Source organism: Legionella fallonii LLAP-10 (assembly GCF_000953135.1).
Lineage (GTDB): Bacteria > Pseudomonadota > Gammaproteobacteria > Legionellales > Legionellaceae > Legionella > Legionella fallonii.
Window position 1 is genome coordinate 2,031,080 of sequence record NZ_LN614827.1, and the last position, 25,542, is coordinate 2,056,621.

Below are 25,542 nucleotides of genomic sequence, written 5' to 3' on the forward strand. Positions count from 1 at the left end.
ACACAATTACTCTAGAGAATCCTTCACCCTATTGATCAATTGGACGAACTGCTGCAAATCGCACTCAGTACCACCACAAGCAGGAATAGAAACTGGACTACCATTATAAGTCACTTTGACAGTGCCATTATCATAGAGTGAAAAGTTAAGATTCGATGCATAAGGAGGGGCCTTTTCTAAAGGAGCTCCTAAAAAACTCAATGCGCCAGTAATAGTCGTATCATGAGCTGACAATAACACGTATTTAAGTTTTGTTTTTTGCTCACAACCTTTAGTGAGGTAACTAGCAATGTTAGTCATGAGCTTACTGCTGTAGACTCTAGCTACTTGCGGTGGTCTTTCTTGTGCCATAAAAGCCCAATTACTTACATTGAGGATTGTTTCAATATCTTTTGTACTTAATCCCTCTGGCATAGGCGCATGATGTAGTTGATGAATGTATAAGCTGTCCCCAACAAAGGCGAGTTCTGCCAAGTTATTAATTGGAACACCAGTTAAACGACTCCACAGTGGATATTTATCTTTTAATTCATTATTTTTTTGCTGCCATTCTTTTGTTGAATAGACATACTGCCCCATCAATTTTTCACGCTCATTAGGGCTTACTTCTTGCAAAATGACCTCATCATATTTAGTAGGAGAACTAAAGATAGGAATAGGCTGAAACGCATTGGGCAATGCCGGCAAAGAGGTTTCTGTAACATTGGGCCCAGTTCCTGGTGGATATAATCCCATTAATAAAGATTCTGCGCTCATTAACGTACGATCGTAGTCAGTAGCACGTACGTACATCGTTCCACGCTCATAATGCTCAGGTAATAGATGAGTCTGCTCAATGTACTTCTTACGAAACCCCATCCCCAGTTTATATTCTTGCTGCATTCCTTCTGCTGTGAGCTGACCAAGACCCTGTGGCCATTGGTAATTAACCGCTGGTAACGAATTAAGAGGGGTTCTATCGCCATGACGAATAATATCAATAGCGAAAATAAGCGTCTCCGCAGCAAATAAAAGCGATGGCATGCTCATTAATAAGATAAAAGCAAGGCGTAACCTGTAGCCCATTGATCATTCTCCTTAAATTAGGAATCAGTTAAGTCAAATTGTATAGATCATACCATATTGAGTTAATTTTGACTGTTATTTCATAGTAAATAAGAAAAAAATCTAGCTTTATACCACTATGGAGCATTTGAACACTCTATTTTTTCTAGAAAAATGCTTTAAGAGTTAGGTGCTATTATATAGGCTCGCTTAATGAGAAATATGCTCAACAAAAGAACTATAATTTAAATAAAAGGAAATAAGTATGATACCAACTTGATAGCAAGGACCTCAAGTAAGGAAACTAAAATGCATTCAAAATCTGATAAAGATAAGAAGGGTAGCAAGGATAATAAGAAAGAAGCCCTTGTTGAAGTTGATACAACCAGGAATAAAATGGGAGGAAACAATTTACAAGCTACCGACAAGAAGATCCTGTTTTATACCAAGTTTGAAGGGAATACGGCAGGAGATGAGCGATTTCTAGAAATTATCCATGATGCTGTTATTCAAGGCTTAGCCAAGGACGCAGAAATTGGGATTTATGTTGCCTATGATAAAAAATCAGAAGGCCGTGCTCAAGTTGCTGTGCAGAAGCTAATCCAAAAAATGGATGGGATGGGGTTTGATGTGGGTAAACTTAAATTTTGGCTACATGAAGTCCCCGTCGAAAAGTCAAAATACAAAGAAGAACAAGGCACAGCGCTTCTTTCTAAATGCATCCCTACTACCAGCCAAGCACAAAACGCATCTAATCTAAAAATCACCAAATTTATTAAACCTGCCAGTCCTAAGGCCCCAACCTTAGATTTATTTATTATTGCTGGATGGGCACATCAGCTTAATACGAATGGCGCCGTCCATATAGAACAGATGTTAAAAGTCCCAAAAACTGCAAAAATTTTACTTTGTGCCCCTCCTGGAGGTTATATAGATAACAGAAATATAAGTAAAGGTAATCAAAGTGAAAGTATGAAACAAGCACTAATTAAAAGGGATTATCAAAAAGTCTATTGTTTGCAACCTGGAATCTATTTAGCTGGAGGACTAATTATTTCACCTTCTACCACTTTAAATGCAGTACAACAAGAACAAACACGAATAGCGTGGTTGAACCATTTGTATAGGGAGGGATTGCAACAAAAACTAGCCCCCAGATTAAAAGAAATGGGCAACAAAGTAAAAGACGAGTTGATAGTTATTTATTGCAGTAAAGATAATCCAGGGCACAAAGGACTGACTTTTATTGAGCAGATAGCCCAAGTCAACAAGAAAAACTATCCTGTACTTTTAGTTGGGACTAAAGAAGGAAGTATAAACTCAGAAAATTATAAAAAATGGGAGACATTATGTAGAGAAAATGGCTTAACATCGTATTCTCTCCCTCGAACGGCAACAACGGAAATTTTAATGCGGGGTTTGCAAGATGCAGAATATTCAATGGCAACCGGTTCTTTTTCAATTTTAGAGGCAAAAAAGTTAGGACTTCATAGCTGTGCTTATTTGGCCCCTCCTCACTTACAACACTTTTCTTATATACTTGAGGAAGCCAGTCCTGGCGAATTGACCCGTGCTTTTCAGCAGGGAAACGCGGCTCTTGAGGAGCTCTCGCTGTTACCAAGAAAAGATTTTTCCCCAAAGATTTTAAGTGTTCATAATGCTCGGACAAGTCCTGAGTTAGAAGAATCAGGGCTCACGATCCTTACACATGCAGAGATGCAGCGGCGAAATCAGATCAATAAACGTGTATATGATCATCTAACCGAAGCATCTATAGCATATAGTGATTACCAACAAAACATTGATAGTGATGATGAAGATGATAAAGATAAGGCAGAAAGAGCGTATGAGAAATATATTCGGGCTTTTGCACAATATAAAGAAGCATACAAGCAGGTAGAAACAGGGATGTTTGGGAATAATGAAAGAAATGAATTGGATGCTGTTAATGCCGCTTACGCTGCTGCCGATGTCGCTTACAGTGCTGCCGATGTCGCTTACAGTGCTGCCGATGTCGCTTACAGTGCTGCCGGTGTCGCTTACAGCGCTGCCGGTGTCGCTTACAGTGCTGCCGGTGTCGCTTACAGTGCTACCAATGTCGCTTACGGCGCTGCCGGTGTCGCTTACGGCGCTGCCGGTGTCGCTTACGGTGCTGCCGGTGTCGCTTACGGTGCTGCCGGTGTCGCTTACGGTGCTGCGAGTGTCGCTTACGATGCTGAGGATACCGCTGATGCCGGTTACGGTGCTGCTGGTTCTGGTTATAGCAAGAATAAGGATCAAGCGGAAAGAGCGATTAGGGAGTTTACACAATATAAAGAAGCATACAAGAAGATGGAAGCTGAGAGGTTTGATAATGATGTAAAAGATGAGTTAGACGTCGATGCTAATACTGTTGGTTACGGCACCGCAGCAGCTGGTGCTGGTGCTGGTGCTGATGCTGATGCTGATGCTGATGCTGATGCTGATGCTGATGCTGATGCTGATGCTGATGCTGATGCTGATGCTGACAAAATAAGCCATTCTCTTTAAGGTTAACAATGGATAGTGACTTCTTCATAGGTAAGGAGTAAAAAAATGTTTTTTAAAACTCAGCTGGTCAATGATAAGGCTTCAATGCTCTTAAATGCGTTATCTGAATATCAAATTGATTTAGAGCGAGGGAATTACGACACACTAAATGCTTATAGTCGAGAGTGGGAAGCAGAGGAAGTATGGGGCGCTATTACTGATAGCATCAATGGAGCATCAAAAAGTCTACTGTTTTCAACACAAGAGGTTGCTCACTTTGCATCTCAGCTTAGAAAAGAGCATCTTATTCGTTTTGCTTTTATTGCGCAATTTTTTGCTTTGCTTCATTTATCGGAAGCAAAAAAGGAGGTAAAACCAGAAGATGAACTAATTTATTTGAATAAAAATTCCAAGATCGAACTTTATGTTGAGGCTGGCATGCCTGCGGGCTGTCTCATTTATCTCAATGCAATAGAGCATTCTTTGCTAAGTACTAGATCAAAATTATCTACATTAAGCCAAACCATTATTAGCCTTGAAAAAAATAAAGAACAATTTGGCGCCTTAAACGATCTCATCATGCAAGTGTCTGTTCAACATTGGTTGGAGTTATTTGAACAATTAGATCCTAAATTTAAAATTACTTTTATGGCGAGCAAAGACGAGCATCAGCAACGAGCATCACACTGTCTTGATATTAAAGAAGCGCAAGAAAAATTGACGCTCATTGAACAATATACTTTAAAGATCTCAGAAAAATGGAGTAAAGGAATTAAACTGCACTAAAGAGAAATAATCTCACGCCGAACGGTTCAATTCTGACGACTATGAACCATCGGACAGAAATTAAGCTAACTCAACGTCCTATCAGAATGAACGTCCTATTCTGTTTACTCTCCTGCGGAACGGCATTGATTTTGCGCGGTATTTTGGCAAACAGTTGAGCAATTAATAGTATTAGTTTTTTGGCACCGTTCAACACAACGAGCTACAGTTTTCTCTATGCATAGCTTCCTAACCTCTTCCGTGGTTGCCATTACGATTGGAGATAGGAAAGAAAAGGACATGATCAGCAGACTGACTATAAATTTTTTCATGATATGAATGCTCCTTCACCAACGTTATTTTAAATTTAGCATATTACCAATCATTGTGATCGATAAATAATCTATAAATCGAATGAGCAGTGAGTGTCGCTCCACCTAATGTGACCTGATCCCCATCATGAAGTACTTTATCAACAATTATTGCTGGGAAATGGATACTGGTATCATTGGCATAATAAAAATCAGATTTCCCACCAGATTGAGCAGTGACCTGTTTGTATTTTTCTAGATTAAGATTGATTTTTGAGCATCTAAGCGCAGCAACTTCAGGCGTTTTGACTTAAGAGAGTAAAAATATAAATTGGCCTAATTGAAAAGAGCATTTATCTCTATTACTCTGGTAAGAGGACGGGCTATACTTGTTGTAAAAGAATTTAAGGATGAAAAAATATTATGAATATTTTATATAGAAATTTTTTTGTAATACCTTTTGGTGTTTTATTATCTTCTGTTGTTTGGGCGCAAGATCATTGTTCACAATTGTCAGACATTAAGATATTAAGCTGGGCTTATGAATCTATGTTGGCAACGTATAATCTTAATTTTGTCAATTATAAGACGCAGTTACCTAATGCCGCCAAATACTATACAAAAAATGCTTGGATGGCCTATCAAAAGCAATTGTATTTAAATATCGCCCCTATCCAAAAAGAAAAATTGGTCATCTCCGCAGGTACAGCAAATTCCCCCATACTATTAAGCAAAAAGAATGACATATATAAAGTACAAATTCCTTTACTATTAAATTATCAATCCCAAGCTTCTAAGCAAACTATCAAGAAAATTGTTACATTAGATATTGTCAAAGATAGCCACTCAGATAGTTGCTTAAAAATCGAAAAAATTACAGAGCAATAATCCCTATTGTCTATTAAGTAGCCCATACATTTGGATGGGCTACGTTGGTCACCGAAAAACCTCAGATATAAATATTAGACCTCTTGCATCACGGTATCTTTTGCCTGATTGCTGCAATGCTGAAGTAGTCTATTGATGTTTTAATACAGATCCATCATCATACGCCCTTTCATAAATTGATTTATTTTGAAGCACCCTCCATAAACATTTAGTTGAAAAAATGAATCATCCGCTCTTTATTTTCCCATTGATTATAACTTTAGAAATATAGGGTCCAATATGTCCACTGAAAAAACCGATAAGCATTTAACAAGCACAAGGGAACGAAATCTGCCCACCCTCAATTTAAGAGAACCAGATTATGTAATGCGTTTTGGTGGTGTCTTACTGACCTTTGTCAGTACTCTAGGCCTCATATTAACCTCCCCTCTCCTTTTTATAGGAGGAATTGCAGGATTAGTCACCAGTTTATTTTCGGGAACAGATCCATTGGAATCAGGACTGAAAGGAGCCAAAATAGGCTCTCTAGGCTCTATAAATGGTGTATCGTTCGGAATAGAGTTAACCAAAGCTACCGTGGAAATAGAACAAATTAGTCAAGAAGAATTACCTTTAATCGAAAATACACCGGACATAGAAAACACCTCAGAAGAACGAGAAACTGATGTTAATCAAACGATCGTTGTTCAACCCAAAGGAAAATCTGTTGTCGTTACATCTCAAAAAGAGCCTATCGACGATAAACTCGAAGAAAAACTGGTGCTCGATGAACCTAAAAAAGAGCCCGTAATCGAGAGGTCCATAAAAGAATTTGTTGTCGCCCCCTCCAAAGAAGAGCCCACAACTAATGAATCCATGACAGAATCTGTGGTCGATAAACCCATAGAAGAACCCACAACCAATGAATCCATAAAAAAATCCGTAATGGATAAACCCAAAGATTCTGCAGATACGAATCCAGTCATAAAAGCAAGCTCCCTTCCCAGTACTTTTTTCCCTAAAACTAAAGCTCAAACAAAAACGGAAGCATTCCCAGTTATCCCCCCCCAGCACCCCGACGTTCCTGAGAAACTCATGGACTTCATGACAAAAGTCAATACATCTATTGCCCAAACTGAAGCACAAACTGAGCCTAAACAAGAAGACACGTCCACTAAAGTAACAGAACAATACATAGAAAAACTCATTGAAATCACTAAAAGCACTACCTTACCAGAAGATGATTTTTGGGGACGACTAGAACAAATGAGTCATCACGATATGAAATTATTTGTGAATAAACTAAATCCTGCTAAAGAAAAAGGAAAATATCGTCCTAGCGAATTAGAATATTTATGGTGTCATTTTAAGGGTAATGAATCCGAAGAATCTAAAAAAGAAAATAAAAAGAACAAATTCGCAGTAATGCTTGCAGCGCTTTCTGAAACGCAATTAATAGCCTCTTTTGATTCAGCTATTTTCTTAAGCGTTTTAAATAAAGATACCTATATTGATGCAGCCGCCAACACTTTAAATCGTCATCAATTAGCGTTATTTGCATCCAGTATTACACGGCATGAAATTCTAAATTCAATGATCAAAAAGCTCAAACCCAGTCCATATTTATTGGGTAGACTTGTTTCAATTATTCCTTACGCCTCAGGTCAAATAAGAATAGCATTGCAAGATTGGATCACCCACTTAGATAATGAAGAATATCCTGTTTCGTTTAAGACCGAATTAAACAAGTTAGTACAACATTATGTTATAGCGAATCATGAAGCAGAAAAGAAACGTTTAGCAACCCTTCCACCAACGACAGTAACCAAGACCCAATCGCTTCCTGCAAAAAAATGGACCCCTGTTCGTGCTGCTACTATGCCAGTGTACAATCATAATGAGCCTGTACAAAAAGAAGATTGGACAGAGGAGGAGTTTAAGACACTTATTAATGAACTAAACGACCCGGCCTATTATCTATATGATCAAAAGATATTAGCAGATTTAACGACCTTGCCTAATCATCGAATTAAAATGCTTGTAGAACAAGCCACTTTACCAAACTTTAAAGATCTACTAAAACATCTTTGGGTCATGGAATCAAAAACGCTAAACCAGAAATCTCATCTAGATAGCCGAGAAAATCGTCTCAAGATTGTTTTAGAAAATTTATCTGAATCTCAATTAAAAGATTCTGTAAGGGAAAACAAATTTTGGGAAATTTTTAGAAATACCCAGGAACAGTTTTGCAAAATGGCAGCCCAAACGCTGACTCCTCAACAATTTGCAACCATTATTGCTAATGCTCCGCTAGAAAGGCATGAAGACTTTGCCATACTCATTAGCCAAATTGATAAAGATAGCCCGGCAGAACAAGTAAGACTGCAAAAAATTATAGAAGCAATTATCCCCCATACCACCCCATGGTTTGCTTTAGCATTAGAACTACAAATAAAGAATGTATTAAAGCAAGATAAAGTACTATTTGGGCACTTTACTGCTGATTTTAGAAAGCAACTCAGCGAATCATTGGAAAAGTCTGAGGTGAGTCTCAAATATGCAATGGATGCAAAATTAAATAAAACGGCAATTTCCAAACTCTTAGTTGAAATCCACGACCCCTCACATGCTCCTTCTTTAAGTTTTTAAATTAGAACTCATGGAAAACTCGCTTTGGTGAGGAACGCCCCTACTCTTAGACGAATTACCGGCGAAAGCCGGTATCCATTTGCTTTTCAACATTGATGGATGCCGACTTTCGTCGGCAATTCGAATGTAAATCATGGTGTATCCAACGAAGAAGTTCATTTCTCCAAAATAGGACAAAGAATACTCTATTAGAACATTCCACCAAAAAATGTCTTATAATTAATCATATTGTCCAATTTTAGATAACACTTATGAAAGAACATTTCGAAAATACTAACCAATCACCTCTATTTAAAAGAATAGGCAAAATTATCAATTTCATTGATGAGGCGAAGAAGAAACATACAAAGTCCGATACTCTGATTGAGTATTTAGATATTGTGAGGAACATTCTTTCCGATAGCCAAGTAGAAGGCAATAAAATAAACATTGCTAAACTTCATGAGGCAATACACTTCATCGAAACAATATCTGTGGAAAAGAAAAGTTTTTTTTGGGAGAAAGATGCTGCAACATTAGCAGATATTTTTGTCACAAGAAAAGAAGCCATTCTTCCTGAGTCAGAAAGAGCACAACCAACTCCAGTTACCGTTACGGGCAAGCTACCTAGAAAATATCATGAAATTTTTGGCCCAATTCATTGCACTCTATATGATCTGGCTATAGAAAATAAGATATTGAAACAAAACAGCATTACTCCCAATAGCCAAGAAAAATCAAAACCAGCCTGGAAAGAGCGCTATCGTGGAGAAGGTGAAATAACTAATCAAGTCGTTGGTAATTGGCAAGCCAGCCGAATGAAATTAGGAGAAAGTACTGAAAAAGCATCCAAGGATTATCTAAGAAATGTCGGCGTCAGGGGAATGCATGCCAGAATCGAAGAAGACATTAAGCCCTTATTACAATATTTGGTAAATTGCACCAATTATCAAGAAGATGATAAAGACATCCTACAACAATGGCTTGAACACAATGGACATCAAAGCAATAAAGATTTTATTAATCTATTAGCTCACGCAGGTGCCATTATTTCTGAAAAAGAGGTGGTTCTTGGTGGAGCAAAAACTGATGAATTGAACTGGACCGTTGAAAATGGTGAAATTGTAATGAACATTGATATCAGCATAAATTCATTAATAATGAATAACAAAATTTATATTAATAACAAGCATATGAAATTAGTCGAAACAGATTCGCCCCCAAAGACAACAGAGTCCCCTTTACTTCGTTTTCAAAGCCAAGTAAAATTGCATATCAATGAGGATCATGTGGTAGAGCCGCAAATATCTCAAATGATTGTAACCAGTTATACAAATGATCTTCAACCATCAGATGAGTTATTACAACAGAATTCACCGGTAAGTAGAATTAATCAATAATGCAAGAGCCTTTTTTAAAGTTAGTACCCACCGAGATCATTTTATACTCTCTAAAATACCTCGATGAAGAATCTCTAGCCCAATTCAGTATAACCTGTTCTGAATTAAATGGAATAGCTCGAGATAACCAGCTTTGGCTAGATCATTGCTTTCAGAATCATCTAACCAGTGCAATAATTAAGGCTCTTGATTTACAAGAAGAATTAACATCAGGTACGCTCAATGCCTACGATTTTTTTTATCATGTTTTAAACAAAAATAGCGCTGCTCTTAAGGAATTGTTGTGCTCGATACAACCCAGACATTGTTCCTTGTGGTTCGCATCTTATGAGCAATTATCCGCTCCTCGACTATTTTCCAAGCCTCTTCCTGATTATCCCCACAACTTATTTTTAACTCAGGAAATTGGCAAGAAAGAAACGCCAAACAGGAATAAAGTCAAAAACTGGGTTGTGGTTGATGTGCCTTATGACGAATCGATGCTGGAGCAATTACTTAAGCAACACATGATTCCATATACCGAATCACTCACCACTAAACCAGTAACTTCTTATACAATCGGCTGAGATTGCCAGCGCCAACATACTCGAAAGTCCTAAACTAAAGGCCAATGCCTTCCGGCAACTTTATAGTTTTTTTAAAAATCTGTAGCAACTTCAACACGGTTACGCCCCAGTGTTTTTGCTTGATACAGTGCTGCATCAGCAGCCTTTAACAAATTATTTGGCATATCCTCACAAGGACTACAGCAGGCAACTCCTAAACTGATCGTGACGTAAGGCGAGACAGTTGAATTTGGATGAGGAAGCTTTAGTGAACAAACTGCTAGTCGTAGTTTCTCTGCAAGTAATTTTGCAGCAGCCAGATTAGTCCCTGGCAAAACACATACAAACTCCTCCCCTCCGTATCTTGCAAGCAAATCGGTGAGCCTAAGTATATTGCTCTTTAACTTGAGAGCAATTTTCTTTAAACATTCGTCACCAGCCTGATGCCCAAAGCTATCATTGTAAGATTTAAAGAAATCTAGATCGGCCATAATAATTGCCAACGGTTGACCATGACGTAGTGCTCTGTTCCATTCCTGGCTAAAATATTCGTCAAATCTTCGCCTATTGGCTATTCCAGTTAATCCATCTTGATATGACATTTCCTGAAGCATGGTTTGAAGTTTCTTTTTTTCAGTAATGTCTTCACCTACAGCAACAAAATTTTGGATTACTCCGTGATTATCCATCACTGGTGCAACTTTCCACGACTGCCAAAACGTGCTGCCATCCTTACGTTGGTAAAGTATCTCTCCATTCCAAGGAGCTCCAGTCAATATTGTTTTCCATAATTCGATATAATTATCTCCTGGAGTCAGGTCTCCATGAAAAATACTGGCTTTTTCATTCTGTAATTCTGCTTTAGTATATCCTGTCGCTCTCATTAACTCTGGGTTAGCATAGATAATATTCTTGTCCTTATCAGTAATCAGTACTGATGCTGGACTTTGTTCAATCGCGGCTTTCATATCGCGTAATTGGTTTCTCTCTTGTATCGATTGAGTGATATCATGAAAAGCGACGACGACACCTTGGGTATTTTCTTTGAGCTTGATTGGCGTTGCTATAACTGATGCGTGGAAACCTGTTCCATCCGATCGCCAAAAATATTCGTCCTCACTAGAATAAGGTTGTCCTGTTTGTAGCACGCTTAAATTCATACACTGTTGAATAGGATAAGGGCTACCATCTGAATATGAATGATGAAATAACTCATGTGCATTTGTGCCAAGAACCTCATCTTCATTGAGCAGCAATATTTTGCAGGCAGCCGCATTGATAAACATGATAGAGCCCTCTTTATCCATGACTAGCAATCCCTCACCAAGTGCTGATGTAATATCATGTAACCGCTGTTCACTTTCCTCAATTAATATGCTGGCTTGTTGTAACGCACGAGTTATCTTTGCATTTTTATGAAGTGCCTCTTCCAACTCCTTAGTACGAAGTCTAACCTTATCTTCGAGCATAATGGTTGTCTGAAATACACCGAAATCGGAATTAGGAGCATTCATATCTTGTTCCGCGCGATCAATCAACGCCTTGATAATTTTATTCAGGCGTTTGATTTCCTCTCGTAATACTTGCTCATTGTCAGGTACAGGAGGTAAATCAGACATGATCTTTTTCCCGTGATAAACCAATAGCAATGCCGGTAAAGGTCTGATTGATATGAACGCCCATAAACTGTTCACCATAAGAATTGAAACCAACAACGTTATTGTTTTTTAAAATTTCCTCAACTTCATTCGTCAATCCTTTCCGTACTACCTCTAGCTTGCGGAGTATGCAGTCGCAAGCTAGCACCAATTGCGGTTTGCCAATTTCAACTTGAATATCGTTAAACGTCTGTTCGAGATTATTAACCAGATTGATTCCACGGGCAGCCATAAATACTAAACCATTATCTATAGCACAATAAAAAGTTAAACTTCCATCTGGATTGCATTTTTGAATGGAACGTACATAGTCAACTTTATTAATACGTACCACCATTGGAAAAGAGGAAAATTGATTTGCGTCAAGTGCATTAACTTCGGAACCTATAACACGTGCATATTCGACATTTGCTGGATATCCATTAATTTCACTAACTACACGTTTTGCCGGATCTGCTTTAGTAACTACCAACCGTTCATCTCCACAGACGAAATGTTGGGATTTGAATAGCTTAAAATTATAAGCTGTATTCACCAGGATAAGCGCCGCACTGTTGCTATGAAAAGTCCCATCACAGAATACCTGGGTAGATTTAAAATTCAAATCATCACCGGCGGAACCGCCGAAAAGCTTAATGTTTCCTAATCCATTCTGGAATGTTCGAGCCGTAGGTTCTTCGCGAAGAGATAATCCATCAATCAGTAGGAAAGCAAAGCTGTTTGTAGAATCAGCATCAGGCGCCTTGGCTTCTAATTTTTGTAGCAAATCGTTAATAAAAATTTGACCTTTAGTCTCTTCAAAGTGTTGCAAATTGTCATAGCGTCCAGCTGCAACTGTAAATCCATCAGACGGAAAGCTTGCTCCTGAAAGACTATATTCAGTATATCCACCAGGCCCAATTTCGCCAGCAGTTGTACATCCTACTACCAATACCTGTGGAAAAAGAGTGTTCATTTCGTTTGCTAGCACATCAAGATCATAGTGACTGGAACAGAAAAAAATAACAAGTGACATATTCGGCTGGAATACTGCTGTATGAAATTCCCTTGCTGCTGCACGCGCGTCTTGCGCAGAAGACTGTGCTGTAAGAATATGCTGTTGGCCGCTCATCTTACCTACTCCTTTAGAGATAAAATATTAATTCCTTCATGATAGTCTAGTTATGCTAACTAAAGATAGCAAACTGGGGTATAAGAATTATAAAGCACCTACTTCCCATTTTTCCAACATATCCTGCTTAAAAAACCACTCTTTTTATTAATCTTTAACTCACTTTCAGGAGCAATTTCGTAGACAGTTTTGGCAACACTGCATTTTTGTGCTCATTTTAAAATCCAGGACGATATCAAGCCTCACGTTGACTCTACACGCTTAGAGTCTTTACTGAGCATGAGGCTAGGATCAAAATGAGCCAACCTTGCTTAGTGCATAATAAAGTTATTTTTCTCAATGATGGCACCAGTAGCCCCATCAATAATAATGTAGCCATCCAATAACGGTTTCATTTTTGTAAATGATTGTTCTATATGCTGTGAGGTATAGCCAATAAAATCACCAGATACGTACCTTCCTGTTTTTTGATATCGTTTAAGCGCTCGTTCTTTCGCTATTTTCTCAGGGATTTGGATATAGATTAAGTATATTTTATATCCGACCTGTTTGAGATGTGTTGCTGTATCTAAATATTTTTGTCCTACCAAGGAACCATCATAAATGATAACTTCGTTATAGACATGGTCTATTTCACTGGATTTTATAATTTTAATCGTTGCTTGAGCTCCATATTTTTTTAATTCCCTGACAATCTCAACCAATAGATACTCCGCAACTTCTCTACAGTTTCCTATCCCACTTTGTTCAATTATGTCATGCTTTAATTCAATCTCTTCATCTCTTGTTTGTTCTAAACAATCACGGATATCTTCAAGATAATGTTCATTTCTTAGTGCTTTATGAAATTTAACGTAACCACTTAATTGGTTAATGACTGCAATCTTATTTCTAGTTTTTTCAATCATTGCGTTGCAAATTTCTATAAATTCTGTTCGAGTAATTCCAGGCATTTTGTTTTCATAATGATAATCAACTGAGCTAACTATAATTTAGTAGCATTAAGAGAGTATTAATAATAAATCAGGAACATAGAGTAGCAACGGACCTACAAAGGGACTCCTCCCTGAAATAGACCTAAGACTACCCTACAGTTTTTAATACCGAGCAGGCAAATTGACCATTATAACAACGAAGTGATATGATTTTATTCTTTCACGCCCCAATGATAACAAAATCGACTTTGACCATCATCAGTGAATGACAAGCAAGCAATCGATCCAGCAATTAATCAGGATTTAGTCCTCCTTCATTCTTAGAAGTAGTATGAAAATAAAATTTAACAAGAACAGTATTATTTTAGCTAGTGAACAGTTATCCTGTGCAAACCTGGAACAAACTGATTGATAAGATAAAACTATGAATTTTAGCACCTGGTATTTGCCTTCTTTGATTGCATTATTTCTTTATGGTGCCTGGGGATATTGGGGAACAAGAGCCTCTGATTTTATCAATCCCCTATCCATCACTTTTTATTCAAGTCTAGGGGTTTTAGTTTCTGGAGTTATTGCTCTAGTCCTATTGGGCTTTAAACCTGAGCTTTCTGTTAAAGGCGGTGCTTATGGATTATTAAATGGCTTAGCCAATGGAATTGCCTGTATCTTTTTTATTTTAGCATTACGCAACGGCCCTACTATGCCAGTAGTATTAGTCACCTCCATGTATCCCATGATAACTTTAATATTATGCATGATTTTTCTCAAACACGAGTTAAGCCTTAAACAAGGCTTGGGCATGGCATTTGCGCTTTTGGCCTTAGTTTTATTTTCAATGGAATAAACAAACTTGCCTATCACGCAATTTATCCACCCAAGACTAATCGTTTAATGACTTTGGCCAAGTCATGGGAGACAAAAACGATAAGACACAGTGTTGCCGTCTTTAATAAGGCATAACCGAGACCATACTGCACTGATTTTACAAAATTGCCTCGGCATTCTTCCACATGACGCATTACAAATCTCAGTGATTGACTAAAGATATAATACAACGGTGTTGCAACGATAAAAATGCTCACCGCTATCAGATTAACTCCAAACCACATTAAAACACTTAATATGGACGCCAACATAAAACAGGTAAGAATATCAAGAATTAAACCAAAGAGTATCCCTATTAGTCCCTCATCACTCAAGTTTGAAGTGAAATAGCCAAAAGACTCTGTTGAGACCACGTCATTTTCAGGCTCTAATGGTCTATCCATCACGCGTCTGAAGGTAATCCTCTCGCCATCTAAAAATCGTACCCCATGATACAAAATATAAGAGTAGAAAAAGGTCGTCATTATTCCAATAATTAAGGCAAGCGTTTCTAACTCAACCCACACCGCTTTATGCACAAACAATATTACGATGATCGCTGATAATAAAATAATGCCCAATGCAGTCCAAAAACATGTTTTCACACTCCAATGAGCACCCGGCTCGTTTTTATTTCTCTTCATTACCATGTTTAATCACATTAGTTAGTTATTTACTTTCGTAATCGATTACTATAACCGAAACCAAATCGTTTTCAGATTATGCGCTATTTTGCTGCGCTAACTTTTCATGAATTCTTCCCATATCAATCGATTTCTGCCACTTTGAAATAAGCAATGCAGCAATGGCATTACCAATCATATTGGTTAACGATCTCCCGGAAGACATAAAGCGATCTACCCCAAGAATGATAACCACTCCTGCAACAGGAATTGTGCCTATAGCAGCTAAAGAACTAGCCAATACAATAAAACCGCTACCAGTAACACCGGCAGCCCCTTTTGAACTGATAACCATAATGATTAACAAAAAGATTTGCTGATGTAGGGTTAAATCAGAGTTAGTTGCCTGTGCAATAAATAAAGCAGCTAGAGTAAGATAAATTGCCGTCCCATCTAAATTAAAAGAATATCCTGTTGGTATCACTAAATCAGCCACTGATTTATCACAGCCTAATTCAGTTAATTTTTCCAGTAAATTAGGCATTACTGTTTCAGAAGACGAGGTAGCAAACACAATAAAAATTTCGGTTTTAAAATACTGGATCACTTTAAATATACTGATACCTAAAGAAAAATAAAGGATGCCGCCCAGTACGACTACGATAAATACAATGCAGGTTAAATAAAAACAAATTAGTAATGCACTCAGTCCCAGCAAAGAATGAGCGCCATATTGCCCCACTGTATAGGCCATGGCAGCAAAAACGGCCATTGGCGCGTAATACATCATCGCATGAATTATTTTAAAAAATATTTTTGTCAGGTGTTCAAACCCTTCCAGGATAAACTGTCCTTTACTTCCATAAGACATCAAACCTAATGCAAAGATAATCGCAACAAACAATACCTGCAGAATTTCCCCATGAACAAAAGCACTAAAAAAGGTTTCAGGAACAATATTGAGAACAAAGTCCTGAACGTTGTTTATCTGTTCTGCTTTACCGAGGTAGGAGCGTGCATCGGATATGTTTAAGGAGGAAGGATCAATATTCATTCCACTACCTGGTTGGAATATATTCGCAACGACCAGCCCCAAAGCTAAGGCGCATATGGTTGTTAGCAAAAAATAAATCAGTGATAAGCCTCCAACCTTGCCCACTGATTTTAAATCACTCATTGCGGCAATACCGGAAACAAGTGTTAAAAAAATGATAGGTGTTATCATCATTTTTATCAGCTTTATAAATAAATCGGCAAAAGGTTTAAAAGAGATAGCTAACGCTGGAGCAACGACACCGAGAATGATGCCAATAATAATTCCAACAATAACCTGAACATATAACTGCTTAAAAAATTTCATAATGAGTCCGTTAAATTACAATAGTAGCCTTTCTTAGCCTTCAGACCTAGCACAACTCCAATTACCTAGTTGTTGTAGAGTCTAGAAAGAAGCACAATCATACATTGATAATGCAGAATAGATAAACGATGCTGATCAGAATATTACTAGGAAGGAGGATATTGTATTCTTCAATTAAAGCGAGTAATCATTAGTTGCTTAATTATGTATTTATGAGTTACAATTTGGTAAAATTATGAACCAACGAGTTATTGAATATGACAATTGAAGAAATCCTTGCGCTAATCAAGTTATATCCACAAGATAAAGATTTTAAAATTAAAGATTCAGTCTTTGCTGATCTTTCAAGCGTAATTAATAGCCATAAAGATCTTATTGATTTACTAGAAATCTATCCTAATGAAAAGAACTTTCGCATCAAGGACTTTATTTTTGCTAATTTGGAAAAGCATCTAAAAAGTTTCAATGAGGTTCGTGAGCTAGTTAAACTCTATCCTAATGAAAAGAACCTTCGCATCAAGGATTTTATTTTTGCTAATTTGGAAAAATGTATTGAAAGTATCAACGATGTTAATGAACTACTTAAGCTCTATCCTCATTTAAAGAACTTTCCCATCAAAGAATTCAAAGACTTTATTGTCCAAAATCCCCAAGTACTACAAGCTATACCTACCCCTCAATGTGACACGAGACATACTCCTCCCCCATCACAAGAAGCGCAACAGTCTTCAACATCAAGCATTAGTATGCAGATTTTAGGTGGATTTATTGCCGCTATTGGTTGTGCCGCTGTAGCAGTCGCTTTTACCGTATTAAATGCAGCAACCTTAGGTATTGCAGGACTAGTAACAGCAGGTTTGGGAATCGCGTCTATTCTTGGAGGAGTAGGATTATTTGCTCTGGGTAGCTGCAGAAATCAACAAATAGCAACTAATGAACCACCCGAGTTATCAAGTGGTTTTGCTTATCGATAAATAAACTATCCCTTATAGGATTTTGAAGTCGCAATTTGCGACTTCATCTCAAAAAAATGAACGAGTCGTTGTAATATTATTGCACGATCCATTTATAGCGCCCCCTAAAACGTACAATTAATAAACATATAATTATTATATCTATTCGAATCCATTGAAGTGTTTTACAATCAATTAGGATTTCATCTCAAATCATCTTGGGAGCTACAAAAATAATGGATGGTGTGTTGGTTTGTTTAGTTCTTATTTTCTTAATGGTGATATCGGGAGTAATTACCCGTTTTGTACCCTCCCTGCCAACCCCACTAATTCAAATAGCCACAGGAACACTTCTAGCTGTTTCATTTCCATCTTTTGATGTGGGATTTAATCCTGAACTCTTTATGCTGTTGTTTATTCCACCCTTATTATTTAATGACAGTTGGCATTTTCCTAAACGTGAGTTTTTACTCTACACCCGCCCCATTGTTATGTTATCAATCGGCTTGGTATTTTTTACCGTCGGCGGAGTTGGTTATTTAGTCCATTGGCTAATCCCTCTTATTCCTTTACCGGCTGCTTTTGCATTAGCAGCAGCCCTTTCTCCCACAGATGCGGTATCCCTTAGATCAATGACTGCTGGAGCGCGAATACCTGAACGAATAATGCATATCTTACAAGGAGAGGCACTGTTAAATGATGCTTCAGGCCTAGTTTCATTTAAATTGGCTGTCGCGGCTATGTTAACTGGTGTTTTTTCGTTAAAAGGTGCGTTGTTAAGTTTATTAGTTATGAGCCTAGGAGGAATCACTGTAGGTGTTGTTCTGACCTATATTTTTATTTCATTTTTAGGAAAGCTAACGAAACATAGTGTTCATGAGACAACTACTGAAAACTTGCTGTTGTTGCTTTTACCTTTTACTGTATACCTCATTGCAGAAAAATTGGGATTCTCAGGAGTATTAGCTACTGTTGCTGCGGGTTTTACTATTGATAGAGCAGGTTTTTTAGATCGAACAATGGCTAAAATGCGCATTGAAGGTCATTTTTTCTGGGGTGTACTCGATAGCACATTAAATGGAATCATCTTTATTCTTTTAGGGCTCTATTTGCCCCATTCGATTAAATTCCTCGAAATCACGGGCTATAGTTTATCCGAATATATAATGATCATTGTATTCATTACTTTTACACTAATTCTACTACGCACCTTATGGCTTTATTTAACTTGGCCTTTTGAAGCATTAATATCGAGGCGTAAACACAGTTCATGGCGATTACCCAATATAAAAATAATCAGCACTTTTTCATTAGGTGGAGTACGTGGCGCTATTGCTTTGGCCGCTATTTTATCGTTACCTCATATGCTCAATGGCGATCCTTTTCCTGAGCGTAAGCTTTTAGTTATTCTTGTTACTGGTGTTGTTCTGTGTTCATTACTAATTAGTAGCCTACTCTTGCCTTTAATAACACCCGGTTTGAAAAACTTGATTCATAAACAAGCTCAAGATGAAGAAAATGAAGCCGTGCTTGTATTAGCTAAAGCTGCAGTTGATGCAATCAAAACTAAAGTGAAAAGCCTCTGCGAGGAAATGAATGAACAAGAAAGAGCTTTATGCATTCAGGTTGCCGATAAACTAATAGCCTCATTTAATCAATTTATTGCATCAAATCATGGAACCGAAAGTGAAAAACTAGAAAGCATATTAGCCTTAACGTTCGAAGGACAGTTACGCAGTGCCGCTTTAGAAAGAGCGCATCAAGAATTACGCACCCTGAGAAAGCAAAGAAAAATCAACAATACTACAATGATGAAAATTATTTCCAGGCTAGATTTAAGGCAAATTGCTTTACATACCGAACATCAAGCAATTTCTAATTCTCTAGGAAAAAGGCAATCTATTTTGAGTGTGCCAGCGGATTAAGGCACCCCTTGTAAGACATGGTATAAACGCCATTTGGAATATTTTTCTGGTAAGTGAATTCGCTCTACCCAGCCACTGTGCTCCAGATCAAAAATCGGAGAAGCACCACCACTACATAATAAAATTAAATCAATATTTCTACGTCTAATCATAGATTTTGCTGCGCTCTCATCTTCTTTAAAAAAATTAAACGTATCTTCTAGTCCCATAGGATTATGATGATCATTAGTAGCTACAACAGCAAAATGAGTAAAATATAAAATGAATGGCCCATAATTACTTGACGTAAAAAGAATTTTATCCTGACTAAATTGCGGCAGCTCTAAAATATTATCTTCAATTATGGAGTAAAATTGTTTCTGACATTGCAGCACCCCCTCCGAAACAGGATTTCTCGATATTATGGATAAAATAGAGGGTAAAAGAATAATCAGACCAATAATAAGCCATTTAATCAATCGATGAATTTTGCTATTCGCCAAATAAGCCACAAAAAATGAAATTAATATGATATTAAGCGGCGTTGCCAGTCTCCCCCAACGATTCATATAAGCAGTCAATAGAGAGGTAACTGTTGCTCCAAAGAGTATAAGTAACTGCAGAATTGTTATTTCACGATTTAAATATAAGTAATAGCAATAACCTGCCCCAACTATAAAGTAAAAAAACAGCGCCAAGACAAGGCTATTATCAATAACAAAGGGCGAATAAAACTCAATGCTATTAGGAAAAAAATTCTTTAACAAATAAGGATTAACTGCATTATATGGCCCCTTATAAAACCCTGGGAAATAATAATTCATTACCAAAAATAGGAGTACTGCCAAACCTAAGATGCTTATGAGATTGAGTGCATTATTTGTTGTTTTCAGACAACGGTTATAAATAAAAAAACAAACCAATACCAGCAAATAGAATGCCAAATAAACTATAGATACCACATCATAACTGATGGTAGCAAAGTGGCGGTATTCAAGAGGAATTATTAAGGCCAAAGAAAGACAAAGAACCGATAAAGAAAGGTAAATGTTTGTAGCATTCAGTTGATTGCCTACTAAATAAAGCCAAAAAATGGCGGCTAAACCAATAAATACAACGATAGTAAAACTAATACTTATCCATATTCCCAAGCCCGCAACAATTGCCGTCAGACAAGCCCAGAATCGATTATTAACACTGATAAAACGTAGCAAACACCCCCAATAGACAATGCTGGTAAAAACAAGTAAAAAATCATAGTCCACGCGCAATGGCTGATAGACAAAGTGCATCACTGGATTTAGTAAAAAAGCGATTACGAGAAAAAAATCCTGGCTATTTGTTGTTTTGAGAGGTCGTACAGTCCAAAGCAATGCAAAAACAGAAAGTAAATTACAAAGCATAGGTAAAATAAAACACCATACATAAAGTGCTTTTTTTAAAGGGAAAAAGAGTTTAAAAAAGTAAGCGCCACTTAACAAAACAATCATGGTTGCTTGGGTCCAAGCATGAGTATCAGCACCATAAGGAGCATTTATAAAAGGATTAATGCCCGCATACCACTGATGGCTCTTGAGCGCGTTTAACGCTAAAACCATATGCATGTAGGCATCATGCTCAAAAACAAAATAGTGCTGATGAGAGAAGGCAAGAATAGCGCTATAGTTAGTCAGTATTATCCCTATTAGGGATAATACAAAGATTACAGTGTTTTTTTTAGCCAAGTACTTGATCATAATGCCTAGAAATGAAAATAAAACGCTATAAGAGTCCCCCTCTAATAGAATCATCATGCCATAAAAATTTTATGAAAAATATGATTATGCTATAAAACTCAATCCACTCTGTTCCGAACGGCTCTGGTGCTGAATTACTTCCTCTCGGCACTCTCTTGAACCATATCTGAAACTGTCGAGATCAGCCGCCGTTTCATTTCGTTTATTGACAATGGTGCTATCGACACGTTCGTCTTGTAGTAAACGCTTAACACAGTTCAGATGACCACGCTCCACTGCATCATGCAGGGCAGTATATCCGATATTATCCTGCTGATTAGGATTTAGTTTCTTATCAGCAAGAAACAGGTCAAGAACGTTGACATCGCCAAGGGATGTAGCCCAGAACAGAATGGGTTCTGAGCTTGCCTGTACGGCATTGATATCAATTGCAGGGGTTTTAAGGAGCATTTTAACTATTGCAAATGCATTGTCATACTCCTCCCCTGTTATTCCTGCTAACCTGCGTATAGCCTCTCCTATAGGAGTTGTGCAATAAAGACTACTCGTATCGACTACTTTAATATTAGGGTATGCAAGTAGACATCCACGAATAGCTCGTACGTTATTGGTACGAATAGCAACAATAAGATAATCTATATCTTCCTCGATAATACCAGGCTTGCTGTTTTTAAATGTTGTCTGAAAATACTCAAGATCAGCTTTTCTTTCTTGTTCTTTAAGTTCGATCTCCTTTTGTATCTCTTCATCTTGGGCCATCTTAACTACTGAATCTCCACGATGTGGCGCTTTGAATAAAGTACCTGGATATTCAATCAATAATCGTGCTGTATCTCTACGTCCATTTTTAAGAGCTAATTGTAAAGGCGTAATACCATTCACGTCACTAGTATCTGGATTAGCGCCACCATAATAGACTAGCGTATGAAGATTTTCATTATTCCCCACTCGGGCTGCAGCATGAATACTAGTACTATAGCTGTGAGTAGGTTTTGTCACGCTTTCTGGATAACGCTCCATTAAAGACTGTAAAATCATGGAGTCTCTAGAGGCTGCATAATAAGCACTGTACTCGCTGGGTTTCGCACCATGGCGGAGTAAAGCACGAACCAAATCTATTCTGTTTTTCCTAATGGCGCAATCTAGGGCATTGTCATCGTGTGTTCTAGTAACACTAGCCCCCGCGTTGACTAATGTATCAATCATTTCAACAGAATTGACCAAACACAATGGCTCCTCACCGTACCAGTTGGTTTGATTGACAGCATTCGGAAACATCTGGATAAGTGATGAAGCAAGAGCTATATTGTTATTCATCACCGCAAAATGCAATAAATGATCACCTTGAAATGTTTGCTCATCTAAAGGCCATGACTTCAATTGCTCTAAATCTTCAGCAGTTACTTTATCACTAAGAAAATGCTCTAAAATCTGTAGACGAGCACTAATAGGCTTGAGCACCACCCCAAGAGCTCGTAGTTGCTCGTCGAGTTGTTCTGTAGAGCTACCATTGATTACTAACTGCCATCGTTTCAGCATGAATTCGGTTTGCAAGATTTCCTGATTAGCTCCAGAGGTAAAGTGCTCTGCCAGCAATTTTCCTACTAATTCAAGTTGATTCTCTGGCATTAATTTTTGAATAATTAATCGCATTAATAGATGGGGCACAGTTGGATTATTAGCATGAAGAGAAAGGTATTCTTCCAAATAAAACTGTTCAAAAAATTTTATCGTCTCAGCAAATAATTCATCAGCGATACTCTCGGATAAAAACAGACGATATTTAGTTTTTAAAGAGATTATTTGACTGTAAAGACTACAGTTACCAACTGTTTGAAAATCACCAGGAATGCTACCAGAAAATACCAATCCAAGGAGGCTATGCAAATCTCGTTGAATGTATGTTTTATTTAACTCATTGCTATCCTGATAGAGTGTAGTAAACACATCTTTAGTTATATTCTCAGGTTTAGATATTTTGTAATGTTCCGTTGTGGCGTCAGTACTACATCCACCACCATTATTACGATAAAGATCACCCTGTTTAACAACAAGATTCATCGTATGCCCAGGCCAGCCAGTAATGACTTCGACACCGGAGTTTTTACTATCTTCTATCATAGACAGCAGCATGTCCTCTTTAGAAGTACTCGAAGACGGGTAATAGCTCACCCATGATTTTGACATCAAATAAAAGCGCATTGCCTTTACTGTCATGTTTCTTACTTGTCGGATAGTATCTAAATGCTCCGTATGTTTCTTATTTGTTTCGCAATGTGCAACATAAGCATTCATTAAATGCGTCATAAATGGTGCAGTATCCAGAGGAGAACTACCAGTTAGCTTGGTAAAAGCATCGTTAATAGGTACTGAACCGCTTAATGAAAATAAATGGCCAAACATTTTAGTCGCTATATTAATATCTTGTCTTGTTTTAGCGTGGAGACACTCATCTTCCAAGGTCAGTGTGCCGTCATCCAAACTATCCAAAGAAAAACCAAATTCGTTGAGATAAGCCAATGCGCGTAGACGCTCTCCACTGTTATCTTTAGTCAAACGTTTTACATGGCTAATGACTGTTTTTAGATCAAGATTAGGTTTGAGCAATTTGAAGTTGCTGTTAATTTTTCTTTTTTCAAAATCTGGGTTAGCAATCGCAGTAAGAGCAAAGCAATATTCGAGATCAATATTAATATTGGCGTCAATAAGCGCCTCAGTTAAAGCGACTATTGCTTCTGAAGATACCCTGCCTTGATGAAAACCCTCAAAGCATTCCGCCACTATATTTTTAAGAAACTCGTCACTGTTTTCCTGATTTTTGCAGAGTTTAAGAAGTGTAGTGAATTCGCATTTAAAAGTATAATCATCGCTTTTCAGTACTTCCCCCAATATAGACTTGCCATCCGAATATTGTTCAAGAAGTGATGCAGGATGAAGTTTAAGAACCTCAATTAATAATGTCTTATTGACATAATCTGATCTACCCGATCTATTCTCAAGAATTAAATCAAATGCGGACTGACCTTGATTATTTTTATGTGTCGCATCAATGCCCTTATTAATAAGTAGTTGAGCGATTTCCTCGGCCTGAAATAGGCAAGAAATGATCATCAGCTGCAAATAGTTATTTCCATCGTGATCTAAGACATTAATGTCACATTGCTGATGATTGATTAATGCAGTAATTAACTCCATGTCCTTATATTTAGCATCACTTAAAACCAAGCCTAAGACTGTCTGCCCATTATCATTTTTAGTATTGGGATTCGCTTGCGGGTTCCTAGCCACGTCATGCATATGTTCTTTATGCTTATAGGCATTCTCCACAACCATATGCAACAATACAGAGTTATGCTTAGAGGTTTTTTGATTAGGGTTGAATTTTTTGTGTTTTATAAACATCCCCATAGAATCACGAGAGTACAAATCATTTGAATGATAAATAGATTCGAAAAATGTCTGGCCATTTGTAAGTATTTGATCGATATCAAAATCCTCATTGTTAAGCAATATCTTGAAGGTTTTATTTTCTTTGTAGCGCGCGCTATTTTCTAAATAGTAATGAAGAAAACCATTACCCTGTTTATCGACAGCATTCACATTTGCCCCAGCATCCACCAGTTCTTGGAGATAATCAGAAAAATCGCTAGTTTGTGCATGTTTTGACTTAGCCAATACATGTAACACTGAATCGCCCTCATCAGTAGTATCAGTGATTACAAAATTTGCTTCGCTAAGCTTTTCTACAACGTTATACGCTCTCTTTACCCCATTGAGAAGTTCTAGAAGACTGGCACTATTCATATATTTTGCTCAATTTAACTTTTAAAGTGTGCGTAGTATGCCAAATCAATCTTAATGCAGTATTAAGCATTAACAACGAGCCAGGGGTATTTTTTGTTCTGGACGAAAAAAGAGTATCATTACCATGATAACAGTAGAGTTTGATAAAGAAGCCTAATGAAACCTAGTGATTGCCAATGGATACACAAACTGAATTTTCAAAAGAAGTACTTAAGCTGATTAAATCAATACCGCGAGGTACAGTCGCAACCTATGGGTATATAGCCAGACTAGCAGGCAGTCCGAGAGGAGCACGCGCAGTCGGATGGCTTCTTCATTCCTGCACAATGAGCCACAATCTCCCCTGGCAACGCGTACTCAAATCTGGAGGAGAGCTTTCTTTCCCAGCCAATAGTCCCAATTATTTCCTACAGAAAGAACTGTTAGAGCAAGAAGGCATTGTCGTACTCAATGGTCGGGTTGATTTAAGAAAATACTTATGGGACAGTCAACCATAACGCCCGATAATCCTTCATCATCTGTCACA

Annotated in this window: 19 protein-coding genes and 1 pseudogene; 10 read left to right on the forward strand and 10 right to left on the reverse strand. The window is 37.6% G+C overall.

Features of this window, described 5'->3' with window-relative positions; translation table 11 throughout:
* Window positions 1-6: 6 nt before the first annotated feature.
* On the reverse strand, window positions 7-1,065 hold the full coding sequence (locus LFA_RS08240) for a histidine phosphatase family protein (protein WP_045095765.1): 1,059 nt from the start codon (window positions 1,063-1,065) through the stop codon (window positions 7-9).
* A gap of 288 nt (window positions 1,066-1,353) precedes the next feature.
* Here LFA_RS08240 and LFA_RS08245 point away from each other — a divergent pair, with 288 nt between their 5' ends.
* A complete protein-coding gene (locus LFA_RS08245) occupies window positions 1,354-3,573 on the forward strand; it encodes a hypothetical protein (RefSeq protein ID WP_045095766.1) in 2,220 nt (739 codons plus the stop codon).
* Between the two features lie 45 nt (window positions 3,574-3,618).
* A complete protein-coding gene (locus LFA_RS08250) occupies window positions 3,619-4,338 on the forward strand; it encodes a hypothetical protein (RefSeq protein ID WP_045095767.1) in 720 nt (239 codons plus the stop codon).
* Window positions 4,339-4,442: 104 nt separating this feature from the next.
* On the opposite strand, the gene LFA_RS08255 is transcribed toward LFA_RS08250, so the two are convergent.
* Window positions 4,443-4,649: a hypothetical protein gene (locus tag LFA_RS08255; RefSeq protein WP_045095768.1), complete on the reverse strand. Its 207-nt coding sequence runs from the start codon at window positions 4,647-4,649 to the stop codon at window positions 4,443-4,445.
* An 82-nt stretch (window positions 4,650-4,731) separates the two neighbouring features.
* Window positions 4,732-4,857: pseudogene (locus tag LFA_RS20315) on the reverse strand (subclass B3 metallo-beta-lactamase); the annotation flags it as partial.
* Between the two features lie 194 nt (window positions 4,858-5,051).
* Here LFA_RS20315 and LFA_RS08260 point away from each other — a divergent pair.
* From LFA_RS08260 to LFA_RS08275, 4 genes are all read left to right on the forward strand, one after another.
* On the forward strand, window positions 5,052-5,516 hold the full coding sequence (locus tag LFA_RS08260) for a DotI/IcmL family type IV secretion protein (protein ID WP_045095769.1): 465 nt from the start codon (window positions 5,052-5,054) through the stop codon (window positions 5,514-5,516).
* A gap of 279 nt (window positions 5,517-5,795) precedes the next feature.
* Complete coding sequence (locus LFA_RS08265) at window positions 5,796-8,144, forward strand: hypothetical protein (protein WP_045095770.1); 2,349 nt, start codon at window positions 5,796-5,798, stop codon at window positions 8,142-8,144.
* A gap of 251 nt (window positions 8,145-8,395) precedes the next feature.
* Window positions 8,396-9,523, forward strand: coding sequence for a hypothetical protein (locus tag LFA_RS08270; protein WP_045095771.1), 1,128 nt, complete (start codon window positions 8,396-8,398; stop codon window positions 9,521-9,523).
* Window positions 9,523-10,089 (forward strand): F-box protein, encoded by a 567-nt coding sequence (locus tag LFA_RS08275; RefSeq protein ID WP_045095772.1) that lies wholly within the window; start codon window positions 9,523-9,525, stop codon window positions 10,087-10,089. Before LFA_RS08270 ends, LFA_RS08275 begins: the two co-directional genes overlap by 1 nt.
* A 71-nt stretch (window positions 10,090-10,160) precedes the next feature.
* Here LFA_RS08275 and LFA_RS18845 read toward each other — a convergent pair whose 3' ends face one another.
* The 3 genes from LFA_RS18845 to LFA_RS08290 form a co-directional block, all read right to left on the reverse strand.
* Window positions 10,161-11,687 (reverse strand): sensor domain-containing diguanylate cyclase, encoded by a 1,527-nt coding sequence (locus LFA_RS18845; RefSeq protein WP_052673906.1) that lies wholly within the window; start codon window positions 11,685-11,687, stop codon window positions 10,161-10,163.
* On the reverse strand, window positions 11,680-12,837 hold the full coding sequence (gene nosP, locus LFA_RS08285) for a nitric oxide-sensing protein NosP (RefSeq protein ID WP_045095773.1): 1,158 nt from the start codon (window positions 12,835-12,837) through the stop codon (window positions 11,680-11,682). Before nosP ends, LFA_RS18845 begins: the two co-directional genes overlap by 8 nt.
* 311 nt (window positions 12,838-13,148) lie before the next feature.
* On the reverse strand, window positions 13,149-13,790 hold the full coding sequence (locus LFA_RS08290) for a zeta toxin family protein (protein ID WP_045095774.1): 642 nt from the start codon (window positions 13,788-13,790) through the stop codon (window positions 13,149-13,151).
* 406 nt (window positions 13,791-14,196) lie between these two features.
* On the opposite strand from LFA_RS08290, the gene LFA_RS08295 reads away from it, so the two are divergent.
* Entirely contained in the window at window positions 14,197-14,616 is a 420-nt protein-coding gene (locus LFA_RS08295; RefSeq protein WP_045095775.1) for an EamA family transporter, read from the forward strand.
* Between the two features lie 22 nt (window positions 14,617-14,638).
* Here LFA_RS08295 and LFA_RS08300 read toward each other — a convergent pair whose 3' ends face one another.
* Both LFA_RS08300 and dctA read right to left on the reverse strand, forming a co-directional pair.
* A complete protein-coding gene (locus LFA_RS08300) occupies window positions 14,639-15,286 on the reverse strand; it encodes a hypothetical protein (RefSeq protein WP_045095776.1) in 648 nt (215 codons plus the stop codon).
* Between the two features lie 70 nt (window positions 15,287-15,356).
* A complete protein-coding gene (dctA, locus tag LFA_RS08305) occupies window positions 15,357-16,619 on the reverse strand; it encodes a C4-dicarboxylate transporter DctA (protein WP_045095777.1) in 1,263 nt (420 codons plus the stop codon).
* 257 nt (window positions 16,620-16,876) lie between these two features.
* Here dctA and LFA_RS08310 point away from each other — a divergent pair, with 257 nt between their 5' ends.
* Window positions 16,877-17,593: a hypothetical protein gene (locus LFA_RS08310; RefSeq protein ID WP_045095778.1), complete on the forward strand. Its 717-nt coding sequence runs from the start codon at window positions 16,877-16,879 to the stop codon at window positions 17,591-17,593.
* Between the two features lie 215 nt (window positions 17,594-17,808).
* Window positions 17,809-19,497, forward strand: coding sequence for a Na+/H+ antiporter (locus tag LFA_RS08315; protein ID WP_045095779.1), 1,689 nt, complete (start codon window positions 17,809-17,811; stop codon window positions 19,495-19,497).
* On the opposite strand, the gene LFA_RS08320 is transcribed toward LFA_RS08315, so the two are convergent.
* Together LFA_RS08320 and LFA_RS08325 are read right to left on the reverse strand one after the other, a co-directional pair.
* On the reverse strand, window positions 19,494-21,200 hold the full coding sequence (locus LFA_RS08320) for a hypothetical protein (protein WP_157010325.1): 1,707 nt from the start codon (window positions 21,198-21,200) through the stop codon (window positions 19,494-19,496). The genes LFA_RS08315 and LFA_RS08320 overlap by 4 nt on opposite strands.
* 96 nt (window positions 21,201-21,296) lie before the next feature.
* Window positions 21,297-25,016, reverse strand: coding sequence for an ankyrin repeat domain-containing protein (locus LFA_RS08325; protein ID WP_045095781.1), 3,720 nt, complete (start codon window positions 25,014-25,016; stop codon window positions 21,297-21,299).
* A gap of 176 nt (window positions 25,017-25,192) precedes the next feature.
* Here LFA_RS08325 and LFA_RS08330 point away from each other — a divergent pair, with 176 nt between their 5' ends.
* Window positions 25,193-25,513, forward strand: a complete 321-nt coding sequence (locus tag LFA_RS08330; protein ID WP_045095782.1) for an MGMT family protein — start codon at window positions 25,193-25,195, stop codon at window positions 25,511-25,513.
* The last annotated feature ends 29 nt before the right edge of the window (window positions 25,514-25,542 follow it).